Origin of the sequence: Cohnella thailandensis, assembly GCF_014212135.1 — a bacterium.
GTDB classification, from domain to species: domain Bacteria; phylum Bacillota; class Bacilli; order Paenibacillales; family Paenibacillaceae; genus Cohnella; species Cohnella thailandensis.
In genome coordinates this window covers 139,690-160,677 of record NZ_JACJVQ010000002.1, presented here as the reverse complement: position 1 = coordinate 160,677, position 20,988 = coordinate 139,690, and the positions used below count along the sequence as shown (strand labels likewise).

Here is a 20,988-nt window from a genome sequence, read left to right as displayed (position 1 = left end):
TCTCAGACCTATGACACGATCCTCCAGCGGATGCTGGACCGGGTATCGGATGACATCGATAAACGGCCCGGTTCGGTCATCTACGACGCATTAGCGCCGGCAGCCGCCGAGCTTGCTCAGATGTACATCGAGCTGGATATCAATTATAACCTTTCCTTTGCGGACACGGCTTCGGGTGACGACCTCTCGCGGCGCACAGCGGAGTTCGGGGTGAACCGGGAGCCAGCAACACCCGCACATCGTGAGGGTCGATTCTACGGCGCTGGTGACGTGTTAATGGATGTGCCGATCGGTGGCCGCTATTCGATCAACGATGTCAATTACGTCGTTTCATCTAAGATCAGCACGGGCGTCTTCTCGCTGGAGTGCGAGACGGCCGGCACCATCGGCAATCAATATTTCGGCACGCTGCTTCCGATTCAATTCGTCGCCGGCTTGTCCCGCGCGGATCTCGGAGCCGTTCTGGTACCCGGGGATGATGAGGAGACCGACGACGCGCTTCGGACTCGCTACTACGAAGAGGTCAATAACCCCTCCTTCGGCGGCAACGTAGCGGATTATAAACAAACGATAGGACGGATGGACGGCGTCGGCGGCGTAAAGGTATATCCCGTCTGGCAGGGCGGCGGCACGGTCAAATGTACGATCATTGCTTCCGACTGGTCCATTCCCTCTGCGCCGCTTGTGGCCGAGGTTCAAACGGCTATGGACCCAACGGTCAACAGCGGAACAGGGATCGGGATGGCGCCGATCGGGCATAAGGTCACCATTGCTGGCGTGAGCGCCATGACGGTAAACACCGTGACGACCGTCACGCTCGCCTCCGGCACCACTGTAGGCCAGGTTCAGGCACCGATCGAGACAGCCATTGGCGAGTATATGCTCGGGCTCCGGAAGTCTTGGGCGGGGCAGGAGCAGCTTGTCGTACGCGTGGCGCTGATCGAGGCAGCAATCCTGACAGTGCCCGGCGTGGTCGATGTTACCGGAACGACGCTGAACGGATCCGCAGCCAATCTTACGCTTGGCCAAGACCAGATTCCGATGCGCGGGACGGTGACGATCAATGGCTGACCATATCTTTCGATATCTGCCGTCCTACTATCAGGAGATTAAAGACTTTACCGAGCTCGCGGCGACAGAGGATGCCGAGCTGGATAGCTTAGCTGAGGCCGTTCAGCGGTTGCTGGATGACCAGTTTGTCATGACTGCTTCATCCCCGGCGATCGCTCGCCGCGAAGCGATGCTCGGAATCCAGGCGGATCCGTCGGATACACTTGACTTCAGGCGCCTGCGGATCCTAAACCGATACCAGACTAAGCCGCCGTTTACGGTCCGTTACCTTCAGCAGCAGCTCGACAAACTGGTCGGCCCCGGGATGACGATCGTGTCGGTGGACGTGCAGCAGTTTATCCTTTACATCACGACGACTCTCGAGAACGCGAGCGTGTTCCGTGAAGTCATTCACACGGTGGACAAGATCAAGCCGGCCAACATCGTTTATCAGCAGAACACCTCACTGAACGATACGATCGAGCTGGAGAACTCAATCTCCAAAAAGTCGATGACCTGGAATTACAAATTGGATGGCTCATGGACGCTAGGCGCGAAGCCGTTCGTGACGCTCGGAGCGGAGGTGCCGGTTACGTGATAAACCAAACATTTTTGAACGATATCGCGACATACGTCAACGGCCGAGTCGCGAAGGTCGTGATCAACGGCAGCTATGAGATCACGGACTTCGTGGTCAAACAGGTGACGGAGAGCACCATGGCACTCAATTACATTGTCCCGGTGTCGGATGTGCAGCTCATCACGCAGATTGAACTGAAGGATTCCGGCGGAAAAATGCTCACCAGCTCCCCCGTGAACATTCCGGTCTCATCGGACATCCTTATGCTGCAGTCCATCATTGTTAAGGAGGCGACCACTTAATGGCAAAAACAAACTGGACGATGTCCGATACCGTTCTACCTTCGGATATGAATTCGATGGGTGAAGAGATCAACGACAGCATGACCGTGCTGGCTGCGGCGACATCCGCAGCGACCGCCAGCACGGTCATGCAACGGGATACATCTGGCCGCGCGAAGGTTGCTGCGCCTGCGGCCGCTGACGATATCGCTCGGAAGGACACCGTTGATGCGCTTCTCGAGAGCCCGTCCTTCACTGGTGTAGCGACGTCCCCTGCATTCCAACTCGGATCAACGGCAATTAGCAAGCAAGTCGGCCTGTTTAGTACGTTGGCTAGCACCTCGAACCAAAAGATCGATCTTTACTTCACGGGAGCTTTCTATGGATATTTCGACATTGAAATCACCGGAGCGTGGAACGGGATCAATAATAACGGTCTTCTGCGCAAACGCTTTGCCCTTGTTGTGCAGCCGACTTCAACGATCAGTAATCAAGTTTCGAGATACGAGGAAGTCATCGGAGGGATAGGGAATACAGTCGCTATTTCTGACGTCACTTGGGACTCTACTAATAGCAGATGGCGCATTCAAATTGTTATACGTCAGAGTTCGTCCTTCGCTGAGCAGTTTGCCGTTATGTTAACAGCTTTTACTCAGGGAGGAAATAATTCGCAATGGATTAACAACATCGCGGGGATGAAACTGGGAACAGTCTACACGACCGATACGACCTCGTTCCCACTTGCAACTGTCCAAATCAAAGCTCCGACAACAGTGATGAGCGAGATGACTATGAGTACGCAGCTCCGTATGGCGTCTATTGCGGATACAGCGAGTCAATGGTCTCGCGCTATTTACTTCGACGCGACGAATTCGAGCGGCACTAAAACTACTAATAATTATCTTCAAGCGGATTCGTCGAATGACCTTCGCTACGCAAAAGCCGGAGGAACTCCAAACCTCGTTTGGACAGCTGGGAATGACGGTTCCGGAAGCGGTCTTGACGCGGATAAGTTAGATGGTTACGACGTTGGTACGACAGCTTCGACTGTCGCAAACACGATACCAGTCCGCGACTCTACAGGCGAGATTATGGCTCAATCATACAGCACCCTTAACCCCGACAACGTAGCAGCTTCTGCTAGGTTAAGTTGGCAGGGCAACACCCCAAGAATCCGTATCGGGGGGAGCGGAACCGGGACAACAAGCGGATTCGAGATTCAAGGACTGAGCGACGCTAAGCTTTTCAGAGTCGATAATGTCGGACAAGTTACCAACTACGCACCGTCGGGAACGGCCCCATTCGTTGTGACTTCTTCAGCGAAAAATGTTAACTTCCAAGCGGATACCGTAGACGGACTTCATGATACCGACATTATGACGATCACAGGGCAATCTTCTACTCCTGTCGATCTTAATACCATTGTCAAAGCAGGCTCGTATCGTCTCGGTAACAATCACACGAATGCGCCTAGTGGATATGCGTACGGAAACCTTCTCGTAGTACGAGGGGGAGGGGATACAATTACGCAAATTCTCACCACGTATAATACAAATATCACGTATGTTAGATCGGGGAATCCGACCAATGTTGGCGGGACGGGAACGTATAGTGCTTGGGCGAAGATATGGACGGATGCAAACGCCGGACCGGGAAGTGGTCTTGATGCAGATTCGGTGGATAGTTATCACGCCGCTGACATGGTTATTCCGATTCAAACGACGGCTGGGACAAGCACAGCCTATACGGCGACGTTTACGCCAGCGTTCGCGAAGGTTAACGGCCGGACGGTTCGAATCCAAGTGCATACGGATAGCGGTTCTTCACCGACGCTTAACGCAAACGCGACCGGCGCGGCCCCAATCAAAAAAGCAAATGGCACGGCCGCCACGTTGAAGTCCGGTGGCATTTACACTTTGACATACTCCACGGCCGCCGGGGCTTTTATCTTACAGGGTGAAGGGGGGGAGTATGGCACAGCTGCAGCAGCTCAAGTCCTGACTGGATACACGATCGGGACTGATAACGGATTAGTCAACGGGTCCATGCCGAATCGCGGCGCGGTCTCAATTACGCCGGGGACGACGGCGCAGACGATCGCATCCGGTTACCATAATGGCAGCGGAACCGTCGCCGGGGATGCCAATCTGATTCCGGCGAACATCGTTGCAGGAAAGAGTATATTTGGCGTGGCAGGATCGGCGATCGTCGGCAGGCCCGTCGCAACTGGAACGGCGATATCCGAGAACACCTCAGCCACGTCGAAGCATGTCGTTGTTACGGGAATCCCGTTCGTACCGAAGATCATCATCGTGGAAGCTCCCGGCGGGGGCTCTCTCGTACAGCGGATGGTTTACTACGCAGATACAGGTGATGGCCGCTTGAACACCGTGCAATATGAGTACCGCGATGTGTCCTATGGCGAGGCGGGATTCACCGTGACTAGCAATGGATTCGACGCTTTTATGTATAACATCGCTCCGGCGGCCCCGTGCCCTTGGATCGCGATCGGATAAGAACTCGAGGTCGGGCCAAAGGCTCGGCCTCTTTTCTATATAACTGAGGGGAGAGAAGAAGATGAATCAAACGATGAACACGATCCTGACGGCAGCCGCGGCGTCGTCGGGCAAGGAAGCGGCATGGGGTGGATGGGTAGCGGCGGCGGGACTTGTGCTGTCTGCTTGGCTAGGAGGATGGGACGAAGCGCTCCAGATCCTTGTTTATTTGATGGTTGCCGATTACATTACCGGCGTTCTCGGAGCAGTCAAGCTTAAGAAGGTCAACAGCGACATCATGTTCTGGGGCGGCATCCGCAAGGTAACCGTCCTGTTCGTCGTCGGACTGGCTGCACTCCTTGATGGCTGGATTCAACCCGGGGAGCCAATCTTCCGGACGATCGCCATTTACTTCTATGTTGGCCGCGAGGGGCTGAGTGTCGTCGAGAACTTGGGTACGCTCAATGTGCCGATGCCGAAGAAGCTGAAGGAACTCCTCGAACAGCTGCAGGAGAAGGGAGGCGGGAAGACGGATGGCAACCTATAAGAAGTATACCAAGCCCGATTTCTTCTCTTTGATCGCTCCGATTGTCATGCAGGTACACAAGGAGGGCGGCCGGCTGCTGCCCTCTGTTCGGCTTGCTCAGGCGTGGCTCGAGACGGGAGGCAGCGTACCAAGCTGGAACAACCTCGGCGGTTATAAGGTCGGCAGCGGAACGCCAACGGCCTACTGGGACGGCTCCAGTGTCAATACCGCAACCAGAGAGGTATACAACGGCGTAACGGTCAGCACGACGGCCAACTGGCGGGCGTACAAGTCGATCTATAATTACTTCAAGGATCAGGATCTCTTGTTTGATAAGAGCAGGTACTCGGCCGTCAGAGCGGCCAAGACTCCGCAGGAGCAATGCGCGGCGCTTAAGACATGCGGATATGCGACCGATCCGGATTACGCTGGCAAACTCATGTCGGTTATCACGGCCAACAACCTGATCCAATATGACGCTGCGCCGGAGCCGGAGGGCGCCAAGGTCGTCGTAAACGATAAGCTAGTCGGTTATGGCCGTGTAGAAGATGGGCGTGTATTCTTGCCGCTTCGGCAGCTCGGAGAAGCATTGGGCATGACGGTTCATTGGGATAACGACAATAAGATTCCATACGTAGATGGCCGAACAGTCGAGATGTTCTCGATTATCGACGGGACGGTATATGTAGGCGTCCGGGCCGCGGCGGAAATGCTCGGGGCTCAGGTGAGCTGGAGCGGAGGAGTTAAAAAGGTGTTTATTTTCCAATAATAAATCAAAGAAGCCCGAAAGCGTATGCTTCCGGGCTTGCTTGTTTTTAATTATTATATACCGAATAAAGTTGGTTACCTGTAACTTTGATTAACTCACTATACTTAAATCCAAAGTCGGAGTCCTGCACGAATTCTTTATAAAGATTATCCTGTAGGGACCAGCTTTGATCAAATGGAACATATTCACCTGACCAAGAAAGCAATAATTTATTTAATATAGAAATATTATATTTCGCTTCAAACATTGTAATAAGGGGCGTAATTTTTTGAAGCGCTGTGGTCAATTTATTGTTCAATTCATGCTGAGAGTCAAAAGTGATTGCAAGCTTAATCCCACCATTACTTCCAATAAGTAATTTGGCTGACTCCAGGTCTCCGATATAACCTAATGATGTTTTAGTCAACGGAATTTGAAGTAGTGAGGTGAATTCCGTGAGGTCGACATTGTAAAAAGTGTCAGTTGTTAACTGAGCAATCACTCTGCTCACCTCACTCACCCTTTCCCTTCATAATATCTCGTTTGACTATCCCACTGTAAATTTTCGCAAATGAAGCTCTTTGTTCAATTGTATCATATGCGCGAGCTTTTAATAAATGCTCCATCTGAGCAGCATCATTTTGTACAATTTCATACTCCCAAGAAACGGAATCAGTTTTTCCGGCTAAGGTGGATTCCCTTTTATAATTATCAACAATTTGGTGTGAGTGCGCAAGTGCTTTAGACATTGCTGTTTCATCAAATCTTTCTAACATGTTTATTAGATCTTGCGCTAAACTTGCAATTTCGTTGTGTTTTTCATTTGAAGACACCCTTGGTCACATCCGATATCCAGAATAAGAACGTCTTAATTCAGTTCTTAAATCGATAATTGACTCAATAATTAATTGATCTTGAGTCTTGGAATTTACTGTATCTGAATTGGTGGTTGACGTGGCAAATGTATATATATTATTTATGATATGATTGACACTATCATTTGTAAACAGTAATTGGAATTGATTCTTACTTATAGACTCAATTACTTTTTGAAGGTTAATTTGATGCGTTCTCCCCAATTTGTTTTTAGTTTCATACTCAGCAAGCTCATTTAAAAGAGGAGAAAAAACTTTTTCGCCTAGTTCTTTTATCGCAAAATCGTGTTTTTTGGATATGATTTGTTTTCTATTTTCGACATTCAATAATATATACGCAGAAGTAATTGATAATGCTGATCCGAATACGACCTTCAAGACATCAGAAAATATTGCATTCATATGGATTTGACTGATGAGTTATTGAAGTTTGAATTTTCCACGCTTTCAGTCATGGTTTTGGCGAATTCATTCATTTTTAAAATAAACTCTTTAAAGTTGTTTAAGTCAATTGTATTGCCGCCCTTTTTATACATATTGATGATAACATCCATGGTATTCCTTGCCAACAATAACGCTATATTTAAGTCTAATTCAACGGTTAAAGAACTCCCATCATTTCTAGAAACACTTAGGTTTGTAGTAGCCTGCTCAAGGCTTCCGGTATAGGATAACGTATCAACAAAATAGGGACGCATAAATTTAAGCAATGATTCTTGTAGTAATGGTCCATAAAACTTTTTGAGGTTATTGAGCTTTGCTAGTGGTTCTCTCAGAGATTTATTAGCTATCGAATTAATTTCACCTTCAGCCATGAAATAATGAAAAAGACCATTACCAATTTCGTCACCGAAAAGTCTAAGTAGTGCTTGCATTAGTTTGTTGGTGTCACGCTCAAGAATAAATATATCCATGGACTTTTCTAAATTAGCAAATGAATTTGTGGATCTTAAAGAATCAAGAACCTTATTGAAGTCGATGTTAATTACTTTTTCTTCGTTTTGTTGCAAATTCTCCATAATTGTAACTCCTTGTCCGATGTATTCATCTGTTATTACAAAATATGATAAATACCTTTATTTTCTATCATAATACAACTTGAGATAGTATGCATATCACATTTTAGGATTTTTTACATTTGACGATTGATATAAAGGAAGAGGATGTAGCAAAAGTTTGGTCATAGATGCTATTGTTTTTCTCTTGATGGGAATAAATGTTCGCATTATAATACAAGAACAAACGTTCTTATCTGGAGGCGAGTAGGATGTCCATCGAGACGTACATCGGTCGTCGTGTAGAGGTCATTTACCAAAACGGCAAAGGTGAAATGTCGCAGAGAGTCGTTACCGTCCACTCCGTGAGCGGCGTCAGCGCCCGTGTGTTTGACTGCGCCAAGCAGGCGTTCCGTACCTTCTCGTTGGACCGTATCCTCGCCGTCATGCCTGCTGCTAGGAGGGTGTCATGAGTAAACCATTGGTGCCGAAGATTGGTCACCCAAATGAAGAAGAAATGTACATGCTCCGTGAATCGATTTTATTGCCTGCCATCTTGCAGATGCTGGATAGAAAGCTAAAGCAAACAGAATGGTCAACTGATATGCTTAAGACGCTATATAAACGCGCGATCGAGCTCCTAATCGATCGAGTGCTGCAAGATCATATTACAGTACGGAAGAGTCTTCGTGAAAGAAAGATCAAAACCTGGGATGGAGACAATACAGATTTTGCGATTTACGTTAACTACAATTGCCGGGGATACGACGGGAATTTCTTCGTGACACGAGATGTTGCGAGAGCAGAGATCAGCGTAAGGCTCGGCAAGTATATTCAGGATGCGTTCACGCCGATGAGCAATCAATCAAAATGCTTTGTAAATTAAATGAGTCAGGTAAGCCCCGGCATGATTAAAGGCCGAGGCTTTATTTAGTTTGATTTTTGTACAATTGACCACATTTTGCCCACTTGTACATGAAAAATGATGAATTCACATGATAAGTGAAAATTGTGGAAAGCCTTGATAAACCAACAATCCCCCTAAAAATGAAATGATATAAAATCAATAATTAATCCGAATCCAACTACAATATGGCGAACCTGTTTTTCCGATTGCAGCCGAAGAATCGGGATCGTCGCGACGTGGCGAACGAGTAGGCATACATAGACGCGAATATAGGGCGGCTTCGGACTCAGGTCCGCGCCGCCCTATCGTTCATTCCGCTTCATTATGGAAGCCGAGCGATTAAAATCCTCTTCCCGCCAGCTGCTGTTCGGCGATTTGAACGAGCTTGCGAGTGATATGTCCACCGATCGAGCCGGTATCGCGGGTAACCATGTTGCCGTAGTAGCCGTCTTGAGGAATTTGGATCCCCAGCTCTTGAGCGGCTTCGAACTTCAATTGCTCCAGAGCTTGGCGGGCTTGTTGCACGACAAGCTGATTGCTGTTGCTGTTGTTGGAACTTGCCATGGTGCTCACCTCCTTTGAAGGTTAGTATGGCTGAATTGGGAAGACGTATGCATACAAAGAAATCGTTTCCATCGCCTGGGCGAATCATATCCAATTCATTCGTTCGAAGATATGCGAGCCAAGCAGGACAAGCCAAGCGGTCAGCAGCCCGTAGACGAGAACGAACCGGGTGCGGAAGACGGACAGCATCATCAGAGTGCCCTTGAAGTCCACCATGGGGCCCAATACCAGGAAGGACAGGAGGGCGCCTGCCGGGAACAGATGATCGAAGGAAGCCGCGACGAAGGCGTCCGCGGTGGAGCAGAGGGACAGCACGTACGCGAATCCCATCATGAAGAGATGGGAGAGGAGGTCGTTGCCCGCGATCGCGGCGAAGGCTTCGCGGTCGATCGTCGTCTGCACGACCGCCGTGATCAACGAGCCCGCCAGAAAGTACTTGCCCATGTCCCACAAGTCTTCGGCCGCGTGCCCGGGGACTTCCTTGAGCTTCGTTTGCCAATTGCCCTGATGGTGATGATGGTGATGGCCGTGAGAATGCTCGCGCTCGCCGGAACGCTCGGCGCGCAGCGGGCTGCTACGGATGATTAGGGTCAGCAGGAGACCCAGGGCGATCGCGACCGCCAGCGCGAGCAGGAACCGGGCCGCGGCGAGCTGAGGGGCATGGCGGAACGCCGAGAACGTGGAAGCGATCACGATCGGGTTCAGAACGGGACCGGCGGCGAGATAGACGAGTCCGATATAGGCGGGAAGCCCTTTGCGGATGAGCCTTCGGATTACGGGAACCATCCCGCACTCGCAGAGCGGCACGACGAGCCCGAGGAGACTGCCGAACAACACCCCGTAGAGCTTATTGCGAGGCGCGTATCTGCGAACGTGCTCGTCCTTTATGTAGATATGCAAGAGCGCGGAGACGAACGATCCGGCAAGCAGAAAAGGCAGCGCATCGAACAGGATGGAGGCGAACGTATCGAGAAGCTTGACCGCATAATCGCCGTCGTGGCTTACGAAGAGGAAGAACAGTACGATCCCCGAGGCCGCAAGAACCCATTTTCCTTTTTTTTCGAACAAGACGGACCACCTCCAAGCGACGCTTCTTTAGCCTATGCTTGGCCCATTCCCGAGAGAACGGGCAGCTCGAAGCGGGCTCGGTTGACTTGTCGGCGGGCAGGGGTATAATAGGAGAATCGACATGCTGCATTCAGATCGGCTGTGAAGAGAACAAGTACGTTTAGCGGGGTGCTCCCAGAGAGCCGGCGGTTGCTGAGAGCCGGTACTCCTTGCTAGGCCGAATGGAGCTCGGAGCCGGGAGCGAAACGATATTGTTTTCATGAACGGAAGCAATATCCCATTCTCCCCGCCTGTTCCCCGTTAACGGAACCTAAGGCTTGGCCCGGTAATGCCGTTCGAAGGCATACCTCGCCAGCGAATAAGGGTGGCACCACGACCTCTTCGTCCCTTGAGACGGAGGGGTCTTTCTGTTTTTTGGGGTGCTCTGCCGGTGGCGGGCGATCGGGATCGGCGGCCATGTAAATAAGAGAAAAGGAAGGCGGTCTAGACAATGAGCAAGCCATTAAGAGTTCTATCGGGAATCCAACCGAGCGGGAAGCTGACTTTGGGGAATTACATCGGAGCGATGAAAAATTTTGTCGCCCTGCAGAACGAATACGACTGCTACTTTATGATCGTGGATCTGCATGCGATCACGGTGCCGCAGGAGCCTGCCGCTCTTCGCGAGCAGACGGAAGCGGTCGCCGCTTTGTTCATCGCGGCGGGCATCGATCCGGCCCAAGCGGCGGTATTCGTTCAATCCCACGTGCCGCAGCATGCGGAGCTGGGTTGGATCATGACGACGCTGTCCTATATGGGCGAACTCGAGAGAATGACGCAGTTCAAGGACAAGTCGGAAGGCAAAGAAGCGGTCGGAGCCGGACTGTTCGTCTATCCTTCGCTCATGGCGGCCGATATCTTGCTATACCAAGCGAATCTCGTGCCCGTCGGCGACGACCAGAAGCAGCACCTGGAGCTGACGCGCGACCTGGCCGGCCGCTTCAACTTCAAGTTCGGGGACACGTTGACGGTTCCGGAGCCTTATATTCCGAAGGTCGGCGCCCGAATCATGTCTTTGGACGACGCGAGCAAGAAGATGAGCAAGAGCAATCCGAACGTAGGCAGCTACATCGCGCTGTTGGACACGCCGGACGAAATCCGCAAAAAAATATCCCGGGCCAAGACGGACTTGGGACGGGAAATCGCGTTCGACCCGCAGAACAAACCGGAGATCAGCAACTTGATGACGATCTATTCGAATTGCGCGGGAATCTCTCTCGATGAAGTTCAAGCCCGATTCGAAGGGCAAGGCTACGGCGCCTTCAAGAAGGATCTGGCCGAGCAAGTCGTGGCGACGCTGGAGCCGCTGCAGCAGCGGTACCGCGAAATTCGCGAATCCGGAGCGATTCACGATATCCTTCGCGATGGCGCCGAGAAAGCAATGGCGGTCGCCGAAGCGACGACGCGGCAAGTGAAGGAAGCGATGGGCTTCCTGCTGCCGGCCTCGAAGCGTTAATCCGCTTCGGCCGGCAGAGGCGAGGCTCGTTCTTATGCGCGGCTCTTGCGGAGACGGGCCTTCACCATAAAGCCTAGCCCGATGTTCGAGATGCAGAGCACGAAGAACAGCAGAGCAAGCCAGCCGTTATAGTCCAGCGAGATGGCCGTAGCGGTCATCCAGACCATGGAAGTGACGGCAAACAATAATCCTAGAGATTTGTTCATCGATTTGATCTCCTTAAGCATATTTTTCTTTCGCCTTTGCATACTAGAGAAGCAAGCTTGCAAACCACACTACAGCAAGGCGAAAGGAGCATTGAGGCATGGCAAACGATAATTCCGGTTCCCGTAATCAGGTGTTGGTTCCTCAAGCGAAGGCTGCTCTCCAAAGCATGAAGATGGAAGCTGCTCAAAACTTGGGAGTTCAAGTTCCTTCCGACGGCTACTACGGCAATGTGACATCCCGCGATGCAGGTTCGCTCGGGGGCTATATCACGAAGAAGCTGGTTCAAATCGCTGAGCAACAACTTTCCGGCGGCGGTCGCTAAGAGGTCCTTAGCGTCCCGACCGAAAGCCCGAGGATTGCCCTCGGGCTTTTAATATTGTCAACAAGTATTGTCCCTTAAAAGAAGCCCCCAAGTCAATAGGGGGCTTCTTCGCGCGGGCTTGATTTAATACGTATTCATCCGCAGCCGCTTCTGCAGCCGATCGTCGCTAAGCCAGCCGACGTAAGATTGAAGGGCTTCGTAATTCCGGTCCATCATGACGACGGCGACGAACGGATATTGCCGTCTATGCCGATAGCGAATATCGAGCCAGCGCACCTCGTAACCCCAGGAATGGGAGGTCACCTGTCCGCATGGGAAAGGGGTCAAGGCAAGAAAGGATTGAACGTCCTTGTTGGTCTTGGAAGCCTCGATGGCGGGATGCTGAGCGCAGGATGTCGTTTCCAGCCAGATCAGCTTGCCGTTCTCGTACTCGCCGATCCCGAATTTGCAGTCCTTGGATTCCCGGATGACATTCCATCGGTGCAGCGACAACGTGGGCAGAAGAAAGTAGCGATCGCCGGGCCGATGCTGCTCGTCCTTGCCTTGCAGCTTGGACTCGATCCGGTGATGAACCCAAGTTCTCCATCCGTAATAGACGGCAAGAATCCCGTAAAGCACGGGGAAGATCGCCCGGGGCTCCGCCCAACCGGTCGCCCAGAGCACGATGGCCGCCAGATGGGACAGGAAAATAAAGGGGTCGAAAATATGGATGATATTCCAGGCGATCCAACGCTTCGAGACCGGTCTTGCCGCCTGGGTTCCATAGGAGTTGAACAGGTCGGTGACGACGTGGACGACGACGGCGAGCAGCACCCAAGCGCCTAGATGAAGCCAAGAGACATCGGGGAAGACGACCGCCAGGGCGAGAGTGATGAGTACGGCCCACCCGAGCACCGCGGGAATAGAGTGAGACAAGCCGCGATGATTCTTGATATAATCGGCATTGCTCTTGAAGCGAAGGAGCGTATCGATATCCGGCGCCTGGGAGCCGAGGACGGTGCCGATCAAGACGGCGATAGGGCCGTAAGGGTGAGAGGCGATAACGGGATCGGTAAGAGCCAAGCCCCCGAGTCCGAGACCGAATACGAGATGGGTACCTGAATCCATAGGTTGCCTCCAGTCTGTTCGTTGGGTTGCGGAACTTCATAAAGTATGGGCGGCAAAAGTGGAAATTATGAGCGGGGAGGCGAAGCCGAATGGTCGTGTTCTGCGAATACGTCATCCTGAACGAGCATCGGGACGAGTTCTTGCAATGGGTAAAGTCGCAGCCGGAGCGATGGCGGAATGTCGAACTGATGGAGAATACGGCGCAGCCGGGCGTTTTTGTGGAGTGGCGGAGAGCCGCCGGCGAGGAGGAAGCCCTTGCTATAGAAAAAGAACGCCGCGAGGGGCGTTCCGGATGGCGAGAGATGGAATCGTGGGCGAAGAAAGGGGCCGAGGGCATCCGGGTGTGGATTTTCCGTCCCGTTACCTTCTAGCTGCTTGACCCGTGCCGAACGGCAGGTTGTAATTGAGCGGCTCGTCAAAGGTAATGTAGTCCAGATTCAAAGTGAGGAGGAGGAACCGCTTGCCGGTGACGGGATCGCTGATGATGATGTGATCCCTGCCCGCGGCTTCGAGCACTCCTTTGAACACTTTAGCGTTCCATTCGCTGTTGTTCTCATAAGTCATGTAAAGCGTGGCGACCTTGCCGAGGTTCATCCGCAGGATGTTCTCGACATAGGATTCTTCCCTGGGCGGAGGGGCGAACACCGTTCCCATCGGAGAAACCATCGACCCGGCAGGCACGGGCGGGACGAACGTCGTCACCGGCAACGCCGCGGACGGCATGTTCGCCGATGGCATGTTTGCTATCGGCATATTCGCCGCGGGCATCGTCCCCATCATATTCATGTTGGCGGGAGATACGGCTTGCTGGGTAGCGGGGGATGCGACGGGTTGAGTCGGCGTTGCGGACGTTTGGGCCGGGGGCCAAGGCATTTTGTTATACAAGGATAATCCTCCTTAATGATGGCTTGCGCCAAATTAACGAACTCGGGTTGTTTGAATGACGGTTATGCGGGAGTAACCTTTCCCTAGGCAGGGATGAACCTGCGCCCGCCAGCGGCCGAGAGGTGCTGGGCGATTGTCACCATACAGTCTATTGTGATGTTCCCGATTTTGTGACTGCTTTTCGGCCGGAATCGGTTGTATGATCCTGTTGAATGTCCGGGAACGATGCCGCACATTGTCAACCTTCTAATAGTTGGGGTATGATTTAGAGATGACAGCGCGTCGTATCCGCGGCTTTGGGGTTTATATTGGAGGATATGTTTTAGAGGAGGAGCTATGTGTTCAAAGATCTTGTCGCCTTGACCAAGCCTGGCATCATTCGATTGAATTTGTTCGCGGCGTTCGGTGGCTTCTGGGTGGCTTCCCGGTGGGACATCGATTGGCCGCTTCTTATTTGGATGCTGATCGGCTCCACGTTCACGATGGCTTCCGCCTGCGTCTTCAATAACTATTTGGACCGGGAGATGGATACGAAGATGGCCCGTACGCAGAACCGGGCGCTGCCGACGGGACGGCTTCAGCCTTCGTTCGTTCTCGGCTACGCCGTCGTTCTGGGGATTATCGGGTTGACTGTCTTATTCGCCGGGGTTAATGTATTATGTGGGTTTCTGGGTCTATTGGGTATCTTCGTGTACGTTGTCGTATATACCATGTGGCTGAAGCGAAGCTCGACCTGGAGCACCTCGATCGGAGGGGTATCCGGAGCGATGCCTCCGGTGATCGGCTATTGCGCGGTTGCCGGCAAGGTGGACGAGGGCGCGTGGCTGCTCTTCGCTCTGCTGTTCCTCTGGCAGCCCCCGCACTTCTGGTCGCTGGCGATTCGCCGGGTGGAGGAGTATCGCGCGGCAGGCTTCCCCGTGCTTCCCGTCGTGAAGGGCGTGCTCCGAACCAAAATCCAAATGATTCCGTACATAACCTTGCTGCTCGCCGCTTCGATCCTGCTGTATGCTTACGATTATGTCGGCCTTGTTTTCCTCCTGTTGTCCGTCGTTATCTTGGCTGGATGGCTGTTTCACGCCTTATCCGGTTTCCGTGCCAAAGACACGGTCAAATGGGCGAAGACGGATTTTCTGTTCTCGGTGAATTATTTGCTCGTTATGTTTATCGCGATGATACTAGACACGAACGGAGTGTAAACGGTTATGGATGACAAGAAACAAGACGTGAACGCAACGAATCAAACGGTGGAGGGAGGCGTCGTCGCTCCTCCCGTTGCCGCCGATAAGAGGTCTTTCGGCAAGCGCTACGCTTTCCCGATGATCCTGTTCGGATTGTGCATCATTCTCGCCGCCTTCCTGCTCTGGTCGAACAGCAAGGACGAGACGAAGCTGGCGGATCAAGGCGAAGCCGCCGACTTCACTTACCAGGACATCGACGGCAACTCGGTTACGCTAAGCGATTCGGACGGCAAGGTCCGGCTCGTCTACTTCTTCTTCTCGAATTGTCCGGACGTTTGTCCTCCGACCACCTTCATGATGTCGCAGGTTCAGGATATGCTGAAGGCGGACGGCGACTTCGGAACGAAGGCGGAATTCCTGTCGATCACGATCGACCCGGTACGCGATACGCCGGAAGCGCTTAGGGCGTTCGGGGATAAGTTCAACGCGGATTACTCCGGCTGGAAGTTCCTGCGCGGAGACGAGGCGGAGACCGCCGAACTGGCCAAGAAATACCAACTGGCGGTCGTCAAGGACGAGGAAGGCAACTTCGGCCATTCCAACCTGATCGTCGTCGTCGACAAGAAAGGCCGCATCCGCGACTTTATATCCCCGGAATCGAACGGCAGCCCGAGCGACGTATCGGCGGATGAGCTGTATAAAGAGATCAAGAGCTTGATGTAATCGGCTTATTTGTTAAGTTGATTGAAGAACCTCCGTTGCCATTCGGATGAATGGGACGGAGGTTCTTTTGGTGTGCATGAAAGTTCCATAGCTTACTCCGGCCACGAAGGAATCGGCTCGGGATAGACGATATAGGAATCGAGCCCGGCCTTCTCAAGCTGCTGGATCAAGTACTCTTCGGGGGTTCCTTCGACTCCGTTGTAGCCTCTGCGGGTATAGATATTCTCCGCGTCCGGGAACACGTCGTGAAGGATGCCGCGGATCCGCCTGCCCGAGGAATCCGGATCGGTGAACAGGTACACCTGGCGGTCTCCGACGGCCTTGCGGAGGGCTTCGATTCGTACCGCGTTCAAGGTGCCGAAGGTGCAATGGATGGGGACTTCTGGCGAGAGCACGCGGGACAGGCGGCTTTTGTCGTTTTTGCCTTCTACGATGATGGCGATGTCCAAGGAAGCTGCACCCCCTGAGCTTAAGCGTATGGATCGTGGATGGCTTTATTGTATCACAAATAAAAGACCTTCCCTATCGAAGGTCCGCATGCCTTGCTATCCGGCCTCTTGGTCGAGGCGTTCCGTTCTCTGCGTTAGGCGTCGGGAGCGAGCGCGCTCCTTCATGGAAGCTTGAGGACGATGACGAGAAGGATGAACAGAACGATGATGATGGCGGTTGATACGTCGTGCCTGTACCCGGCGCCGTGCGATTGCGACATTCGGATTCCTCCTTCAAGGGCGATGATTCGGCCGGCGTTCCGTTCCCGCGACCGGGATAACGCCTACCTCATTGTATGCAGGCGCCCTCCTCGGCGCAGTCGCGGGACCCATAGTTGGGCTAATGCCCTGCGTGCGGAGGCGGTTCGGCCTTGCCGTTCCAGCCGATCGAGTATTGCGGGCGCGGCATCAGCACGATCAGGCTCAGCATGATGACGAAGAAGGAGATAAAGAACGGCGACATATGCTCGCGGACCAGACCGGCAAGGACCGGGCCGAGGAACGATCCGACCGACAGCGCGATCGACATGAACGAGAACGTTCTTCCGTATCGCGAAGTGCCGCTGAGCTGGAGCATGAAGGACGTCATCGCCGGGAAAACCACCCCTTTGGACATGCCTACGACGAATAGAAGAGCGGCCATCGGAACCGGCCAATCGGACGCGAGTCCGTAATAAGCCAGCGCCATCAGCAGCAGGCCGGCGATGTTCCGGGCGTAAGGGAGGTACCGCTGCAGGAACAGCAATCCGAGCGTCGACAGCGCGCCCAAGCTTACGATGGAGAACAGAATGCCGGTCGTCAGAACGTCCGCGGAGGATTCCGCGCGCAGCGGGAGCTCGAAGGAGAGAATTCCTTGGGCGCACGAAGTGGCGATCGGCAGCAGAAAGACGACCCAAGGGAAATGGGAGTTTTGCTCGGCTACCGGCTTGGAAGAAGCGATCGGGACGGCGGGATCTTGACGTTTGGCGGACGGAGCCGGTTCGCCCGACAGCGGAACGACCTTGGGCTCCCGAATGAACAATAAAGACGCGATGCCGGTCGCCAGCAGGATCCAGCCGAGGATGGAGAACGATTGGGCGAAGCCGATTTTGGCGGCCAGCCAAGCTCCTGCCGCGGGAGAGACGACGGAAGCGATCGTGTGCACGAGGCCGTTGCCGGCCATCAACCGACCTTGCTGAATGTGATCCCGGGCCAGCTTGGCAAGCAACGACAAGCAAGCGGGGGACAGGAAAGCAAGCACGAAGCCGCTGGCCGAGCGAATGTAGAGCAGGTGCCAGGGATCGGTGACTTGAGATTGCAGCAGCAGCAGAACCCCCGCGCCCGACAGGCTCGCGGCGATGAATAAGCGGCTGCCGAATCGATCGACCCCGTAGCCCGCGAGCAGATTGCCCGGCAGATGGGTGAGCGAATACATGCCCATGACAAGCCCGATGAAGGAAGGAGCCGCGCCGAGCGAGACGGCGAAAGGCGTCAGCATCGGGTATTGGGCATGCAGGTCGAAGAACGCGACGAACAGGAACAGGTACAGCCACACGGCCATTTTCAAGGGAACATCGCCTCCGGGGAAGTCGGCGGAGCGGGAGCATGGTCGCCGGCTTGTTCTCTTCCTACTTGTACGTTGGACGGCCCCTCAATATGCCCCTTGAAAGTGTATGGCGATGTGTGGTACACTTCTTCCATGAACTAGTGTATGGTGTGTAGCCACACACATGGCACATTTGAAGGAAGGCCGGGTGTTGCCGATGCCGCCTATCCGATTGTGGAGCATCGAAGATTTTCAGATCGACCCCTCTAGGCCTCTGTACGAGCAATTCGTCGAGCAGATCCGGGCGATGATCGCAAGGGGCGAGCTGGAGCCGGGAACCCGACTGCCCTCCGTCCGGGAGACGGCAGCCAGCTTAAGGGTCAACCCCACGACGGTCATGAAGACGTACCAGGAGCTGGAGAGACTGGAGCTGATCGTCACGTTTCGGGGGCAGGGGACATTCGTTACGCAAGCGGAGGAAGCGATCCGCCAAACCCGCATGCAGTTGGCGAAGGAAGCCGTTCGAAGACTGGAGGAGACGGCGAGATCGATCGGGCTGTCGCTCGAGGAGCTTTGGGAGTTATCACGCGAGAAGGAGTGAAGGGGTTCATGAATTCGAAGGGCATGGTTACAAGCAAGGGCCGTTCGGCCGTTCGCTGCGAAGAAGTGCAAGTCGCGATCAAGAGGAAGCCGATCCTAAGCCGGGTCAGCTTCGAGATTCCCGTAGGCAGCCTGACCGGGCTGCTCGGGCCGAACGGAGCGGGCAAGTCCACGCTGATGAGGCTGCTGACAGGGCTGCTTGAGCCGGATGACGGGGTCGTGGAGCTGTTCGGACGTCCGGCGGGATGGGAGCGGCTCGGAGAGCTGAGCTTCCTGCCGGATCGGGGCCAGCTTCCCGCGCATCTGACGGCGGGGGAATGGCTGAATCTGGCTTCGGGCATCTACCCGGATTGGAACAAGGGGAGAGAGGCGGAGCTGGCTCGAGAGCTCGGCGTCTATCGCGAGAAGAAGATCGGCACGATGTCCAGGGGCGAGGAAGCGCGCTTGCAATTGCTCACTTGCTTGTCGAGAGAAGCCCCGCTTATCATCCTCGACGAGCCGTTCGCGGGCGTCGATATGATCTCCCGGGAGCGCATCTCCTCCGCGGTCGTCTCCGAGATGGCGGACGGCGAGCGAACCTTCCTCATCGCGACTCACGACATTCGCGAGATGGAGCAGCTGTTCGACCGGATCGTGCTGATCGGCGGCGGAACGATTCAAGGCGAGTTTGACGTGGAAACGCTCAGGATGAGCGGCCGTTCGGTCGAATCCTGCTATCGGGAAGTGTTCTCATAATGCGCGCGCCCGGCAGCTTGTTCGAGTTGGAATGGAGCCAGCTTCGTCCTTATCTTCCTTACGATGCGCGAGGCCGGATCTTCTGGATCGGCGTTCCGATCCTCTTGATCGTATGCAGCGCGATCTTCCTGGACGAGGCGACGACGGCGCGTTCCGTGTTCGCGATCGGGGCCGTGCTTGCGGCGCTGGCGGCATGGACGGTCGGCACGCTCAAGACGGCTACGATCTGGGAGAGCTCTTTTAAGGATTGGTGGCTCTCGATGCCGCAGCCGCGCGAGAAGCTCATGAGGGCGAAGGCGGCTGCCCTCATCCGGTTTCAAGCCTATATATCGCTTGCGGCATGGGCGACTTGCGCCGCGAGCGGCCTCGTTCGGATCGCGCTTGGCGTACTGGATCCGGAGTCGTTCTCCATGGGAAGCTTCCTTCTGGACGCGGCTGCCTACCTTGTCTTGTACGCGGCGGTCGTTCCTATCTTTATTTGCGCGGGCCTTGCTTTTATGGGCATGTACGGCGGACGGCGAACTTGGCTCAACGTTCCGTTCGTTCTCCTCTTCGTCGTCCTCATCTCCGCATTCCCGGCGATCGGGGACCATTCGATCCCGATCGACCGCTGGCTCCGGGCGGATGCGACAGCGTTGTACGCGCTGGCCGCTCTGGCTCTCGCCAAGCCGCTCTACTCGTGGACGATTCGGTTCGTCTCGGTCTATGGCCTTAGGGATCTGGCCGCGCACCGTCCCGGCGGATCCGGGACGAAGAAGAAAGAAGCCGCTCGGGAAGATGTCGCCAAGATCAGGTACCGCGCGGCCAAAACGGGGTTCGCCGCTCTTTATGCGCTGGAAGATTCCAGATATAAAGACTTTCTCTTCAAAAAGACCATTCGGATCATTTGGGGGATCCTGGCTGCCGCGACCGCCGTTGGGGGATTCTTCGCGTCGACCGGGCACGATAATTTGATCGGCATTTTTCAAACCATCCTTATGCCGACCTGCTTGGTGCCCGCGATCATTCTCGTTACGCTTAACCAACACGAAGCGAACAAGAAGCGGCTGAGCTGGTGGCTCTGCTTCCCGTACGATCGCCGCAAGCTGCTGTTGTCCCGGTTTCTCGCCGTCTGGGGCGCCTCTCTTCGCGTTCTGGCGAGCTTGCTTCTTGCCTACGCTGCCGGCTGCTTCGCGCAGGAGCTGACGCTCGGTCAATCCGCCTTTAACGGAACGACGGATGTCAGAATCATGCTCTACTTGCTGCTTGTCTATGTCGGAGGCGGATTTATCGTAAGCTGCGTGCTGCTAGGGCAATCCTTGACGTTCCGCAGCAAGGCGTTGGCGTGGATATACGGTCCGCTGGCGGGACTTGTCTATCTGCTTCCGATGCTCGTAAACAATAAGTTCTTCCCCGAGGAGGATTACGAGACGGGTGTAAGATCCGGTCATTGGCTGGGGCTCGCGCTCAGCGCCGTCGTGCTGCTGCCCGCCGCCTTCGCCTGCTTCCGCGCGGGAGCGAAATGGATGCACCTTTATCTTCTGAATACTCAAGAGGATATCGCGCGCAGACGCCATCACGGAGCCAAAGGGAAATAATAGTTTCTCTATACGTTTTACTCCGGCTAAATAGGTACAGTATAATAGAGTAGGATA

28 protein-coding genes are annotated in these 20,988 nt (G+C 54.0%); 16 read left to right on the top strand and 12 right to left on the bottom strand.

Features of this window, described 5'->3' with window-relative positions; genetic code table 11:
- Window positions 1-276 precede the first annotated feature (276 nt).
- The 6 genes from H7B67_RS01255 to H7B67_RS01230 all read left to right on the top strand — a co-directional run bounded on the left by H7B67_RS01255 (window position 277) and on the right by H7B67_RS01230 (window position 5,701).
- Window positions 277-1,071, top strand: coding sequence for a baseplate J/gp47 family protein (locus H7B67_RS01255; RefSeq protein ID WP_483417629.1), 795 nt, complete (start codon window positions 277-279; stop codon window positions 1,069-1,071).
- Window positions 1,064-1,648 carry a putative phage tail protein gene (locus tag H7B67_RS01250; RefSeq protein ID WP_185117984.1) on the top strand — a complete coding sequence of 195 codons (585 nt, stop codon included), beginning with the start codon at window positions 1,064-1,066 and terminating at the stop codon, window positions 1,646-1,648. The genes H7B67_RS01255 and H7B67_RS01250 overlap by 8 nt, the downstream gene beginning before the upstream one ends.
- Window positions 1,645-1,932, top strand: coding sequence for a ketopantoate hydroxymethyltransferase (locus H7B67_RS01245; RefSeq protein ID WP_185117983.1), 288 nt, complete (start codon window positions 1,645-1,647; stop codon window positions 1,930-1,932). Before H7B67_RS01250 ends, H7B67_RS01245 begins: the two co-directional genes overlap by 4 nt.
- Window positions 1,932-4,427 (top strand): pyocin knob domain-containing protein, encoded by a 2,496-nt coding sequence (locus H7B67_RS01240; RefSeq protein WP_185117982.1) that lies wholly within the window; start codon window positions 1,932-1,934, stop codon window positions 4,425-4,427. The genes H7B67_RS01245 and H7B67_RS01240 overlap by 1 nt, the downstream gene beginning before the upstream one ends.
- Window positions 4,428-4,488: 61 nt before the next feature.
- Window positions 4,489-4,953: a phage holin family protein gene (locus H7B67_RS01235; protein ID WP_185117981.1), complete on the top strand. Its 465-nt coding sequence runs from the start codon at window positions 4,489-4,491 to the stop codon at window positions 4,951-4,953.
- A complete protein-coding gene (locus tag H7B67_RS01230; RefSeq protein WP_185117980.1) occupies window positions 4,940-5,701 on the top strand; it encodes a glucosaminidase domain-containing protein in 762 nt (253 codons plus the stop codon). Before H7B67_RS01235 ends, H7B67_RS01230 begins: the two co-directional genes overlap by 14 nt.
- Window positions 5,702-5,747: 46 nt before the next feature.
- Here the strand turns inward: H7B67_RS01230 and H7B67_RS01225 are convergent, their stop codons facing one another.
- Genes H7B67_RS01225 through H7B67_RS01210 form a run of 4 tightly spaced genes read right to left on the bottom strand, consistent with a single transcriptional unit; the run spans window position 5,748 to window position 7,574 of the window.
- Window positions 5,748-6,191 (bottom strand): hypothetical protein, encoded by a 444-nt coding sequence (locus H7B67_RS01225; protein ID WP_185117979.1) that lies wholly within the window; start codon window positions 6,189-6,191, stop codon window positions 5,748-5,750.
- Between the two features lies 1 nt (window position 6,192).
- Window positions 6,193-6,513 carry a hypothetical protein gene (locus tag H7B67_RS01220; RefSeq protein WP_185117978.1) on the bottom strand — a complete coding sequence of 107 codons (321 nt, stop codon included), beginning with the start codon at window positions 6,511-6,513 and terminating at the stop codon, window positions 6,193-6,195.
- A 6-nt stretch (window positions 6,514-6,519) separates the two neighbouring features.
- On the bottom strand, window positions 6,520-6,957 hold the full coding sequence (locus H7B67_RS01215) for a hypothetical protein (RefSeq protein WP_185117977.1): 438 nt from the start codon (window positions 6,955-6,957) through the stop codon (window positions 6,520-6,522).
- Entirely contained in the window at window positions 6,954-7,574 is a 621-nt protein-coding gene (locus H7B67_RS01210; protein ID WP_185117976.1) for a hypothetical protein, read from the bottom strand. The genes H7B67_RS01215 and H7B67_RS01210 overlap by 4 nt, the downstream gene beginning before the upstream one ends.
- Window positions 7,575-7,822: 248 nt before the next feature.
- Here H7B67_RS01210 and H7B67_RS01205 point away from each other — a divergent pair, with 248 nt between their 5' ends.
- A complete protein-coding gene (locus H7B67_RS01205; RefSeq protein WP_185117975.1) occupies window positions 7,823-8,023 on the top strand; it encodes a hypothetical protein in 201 nt (66 codons plus the stop codon).
- Window positions 8,020-8,436, top strand: a complete 417-nt coding sequence (locus tag H7B67_RS01200; protein ID WP_185117974.1) for a YhjD family protein — start codon at window positions 8,020-8,022, stop codon at window positions 8,434-8,436. The genes H7B67_RS01205 and H7B67_RS01200 overlap by 4 nt, the downstream gene beginning before the upstream one ends.
- Before the next feature lie 360 nt (window positions 8,437-8,796).
- Here the strand turns inward: H7B67_RS01200 and H7B67_RS01195 are convergent, their stop codons facing one another.
- Window positions 8,797-9,021: an alpha/beta-type small acid-soluble spore protein gene (locus tag H7B67_RS01195; protein WP_185117973.1), complete on the bottom strand. Its 225-nt coding sequence runs from the start codon at window positions 9,019-9,021 to the stop codon at window positions 8,797-8,799.
- 84 nt (window positions 9,022-9,105) lie between these two features.
- Window positions 9,106-10,089: a permease gene (locus H7B67_RS01190; RefSeq protein ID WP_185117972.1), complete on the bottom strand. Its 984-nt coding sequence runs from the start codon at window positions 10,087-10,089 to the stop codon at window positions 9,106-9,108.
- Between the two features lie 490 nt (window positions 10,090-10,579).
- Between H7B67_RS01190 and trpS the strand changes: the two genes are divergently transcribed.
- The gene (gene trpS, locus H7B67_RS01185) at window positions 10,580-11,584 is read left to right on the top strand and encodes a tryptophan--tRNA ligase (protein ID WP_185117971.1); all 1,005 of its coding nucleotides are present in this window, start codon (window positions 10,580-10,582) and stop codon (window positions 11,582-11,584) included.
- Between the two features lie 32 nt (window positions 11,585-11,616).
- On the opposite strand, the gene H7B67_RS01180 is transcribed toward trpS, so the two are convergent.
- On the bottom strand, window positions 11,617-11,790 hold the full coding sequence (locus H7B67_RS01180) for a DUF5325 family protein (RefSeq protein ID WP_185117970.1): 174 nt from the start codon (window positions 11,788-11,790) through the stop codon (window positions 11,617-11,619).
- A gap of 98 nt (window positions 11,791-11,888) precedes the next feature.
- Here H7B67_RS01180 and H7B67_RS01175 point away from each other — a divergent pair, with 98 nt between their 5' ends.
- Window positions 11,889-12,113 carry an alpha/beta-type small acid-soluble spore protein gene (locus tag H7B67_RS01175; RefSeq protein ID WP_185117969.1) on the top strand — a complete coding sequence of 75 codons (225 nt, stop codon included), beginning with the start codon at window positions 11,889-11,891 and terminating at the stop codon, window positions 12,111-12,113.
- 123 nt (window positions 12,114-12,236) lie between these two features.
- On the opposite strand, the gene H7B67_RS01170 is transcribed toward H7B67_RS01175, so the two are convergent.
- Window positions 12,237-13,220, bottom strand: a complete 984-nt coding sequence (locus H7B67_RS01170) for a metal-dependent hydrolase (protein ID WP_185117968.1) — start codon at window positions 13,218-13,220, stop codon at window positions 12,237-12,239.
- A gap of 89 nt (window positions 13,221-13,309) precedes the next feature.
- Between H7B67_RS01170 and H7B67_RS01165 the strand changes: the two genes are divergently transcribed.
- Complete coding sequence (locus H7B67_RS01165; RefSeq protein WP_185117967.1) at window positions 13,310-13,591, top strand: hypothetical protein; 282 nt, start codon at window positions 13,310-13,312, stop codon at window positions 13,589-13,591.
- Here the strand turns inward: H7B67_RS01165 and gerQ are convergent.
- The gene (gerQ, locus tag H7B67_RS01160; RefSeq protein WP_425353905.1) at window positions 13,581-14,105 is read right to left on the bottom strand and encodes a spore coat protein GerQ; all 525 of its coding nucleotides are present in this window, start codon (window positions 14,103-14,105) and stop codon (window positions 13,581-13,583) included. The genes H7B67_RS01165 and gerQ overlap by 11 nt on opposite strands.
- A gap of 338 nt (window positions 14,106-14,443) precedes the next feature.
- Here gerQ and cyoE point away from each other — a divergent pair, with 338 nt between their 5' ends.
- Both cyoE and H7B67_RS01150 read left to right on the top strand, forming a co-directional pair.
- A complete protein-coding gene (cyoE, locus tag H7B67_RS01155; protein ID WP_185117966.1) occupies window positions 14,444-15,301 on the top strand; it encodes a heme o synthase in 858 nt (285 codons plus the stop codon).
- Between the two features lie 6 nt (window positions 15,302-15,307).
- Window positions 15,308-16,006, top strand: coding sequence for an SCO family protein (locus H7B67_RS01150; protein ID WP_185117965.1), 699 nt, complete (start codon window positions 15,308-15,310; stop codon window positions 16,004-16,006).
- A gap of 92 nt (window positions 16,007-16,098) precedes the next feature.
- Here the strand turns inward: H7B67_RS01150 and H7B67_RS01145 are convergent, their stop codons facing one another.
- From H7B67_RS01145 to H7B67_RS01135, 3 genes are all read right to left on the bottom strand, one after another.
- Complete coding sequence (locus tag H7B67_RS01145; RefSeq protein WP_185117964.1) at window positions 16,099-16,455, bottom strand: ribonuclease M5; 357 nt, start codon at window positions 16,453-16,455, stop codon at window positions 16,099-16,101.
- 161 nt (window positions 16,456-16,616) lie between these two features.
- Window positions 16,617-16,715 (bottom strand): sporulation protein YjcZ, encoded by a 99-nt coding sequence (locus H7B67_RS01140; RefSeq protein WP_185117963.1) that lies wholly within the window; start codon window positions 16,713-16,715, stop codon window positions 16,617-16,619.
- A 119-nt stretch (window positions 16,716-16,834) separates the two neighbouring features.
- Window positions 16,835-18,040, bottom strand: a complete 1,206-nt coding sequence (locus H7B67_RS01135; protein ID WP_185117962.1) for an MFS transporter — start codon at window positions 18,038-18,040, stop codon at window positions 16,835-16,837.
- A 163-nt stretch (window positions 18,041-18,203) separates the two neighbouring features.
- On the opposite strand from H7B67_RS01135, the gene H7B67_RS01130 reads away from it, so the two are divergent.
- Genes H7B67_RS01130 through H7B67_RS01120 form a run of 3 tightly spaced genes read left to right on the top strand, consistent with a single transcriptional unit; the run spans window position 18,204 to window position 20,931 of the window.
- Window positions 18,204-18,620: a GntR family transcriptional regulator gene (locus tag H7B67_RS01130; RefSeq protein WP_245363766.1), complete on the top strand. Its 417-nt coding sequence runs from the start codon at window positions 18,204-18,206 to the stop codon at window positions 18,618-18,620.
- A gap of 8 nt (window positions 18,621-18,628) precedes the next feature.
- Window positions 18,629-19,354: an ATP-binding cassette domain-containing protein gene (locus H7B67_RS01125; protein WP_185117961.1), complete on the top strand. Its 726-nt coding sequence runs from the start codon at window positions 18,629-18,631 to the stop codon at window positions 19,352-19,354.
- Window positions 19,354-20,931: a hypothetical protein gene (locus tag H7B67_RS01120; RefSeq protein ID WP_185117960.1), complete on the top strand. Its 1,578-nt coding sequence runs from the start codon at window positions 19,354-19,356 to the stop codon at window positions 20,929-20,931. Before H7B67_RS01125 ends, H7B67_RS01120 begins: the two co-directional genes overlap by 1 nt.
- Window positions 20,932-20,988: the final 57 nt, after the last annotated feature.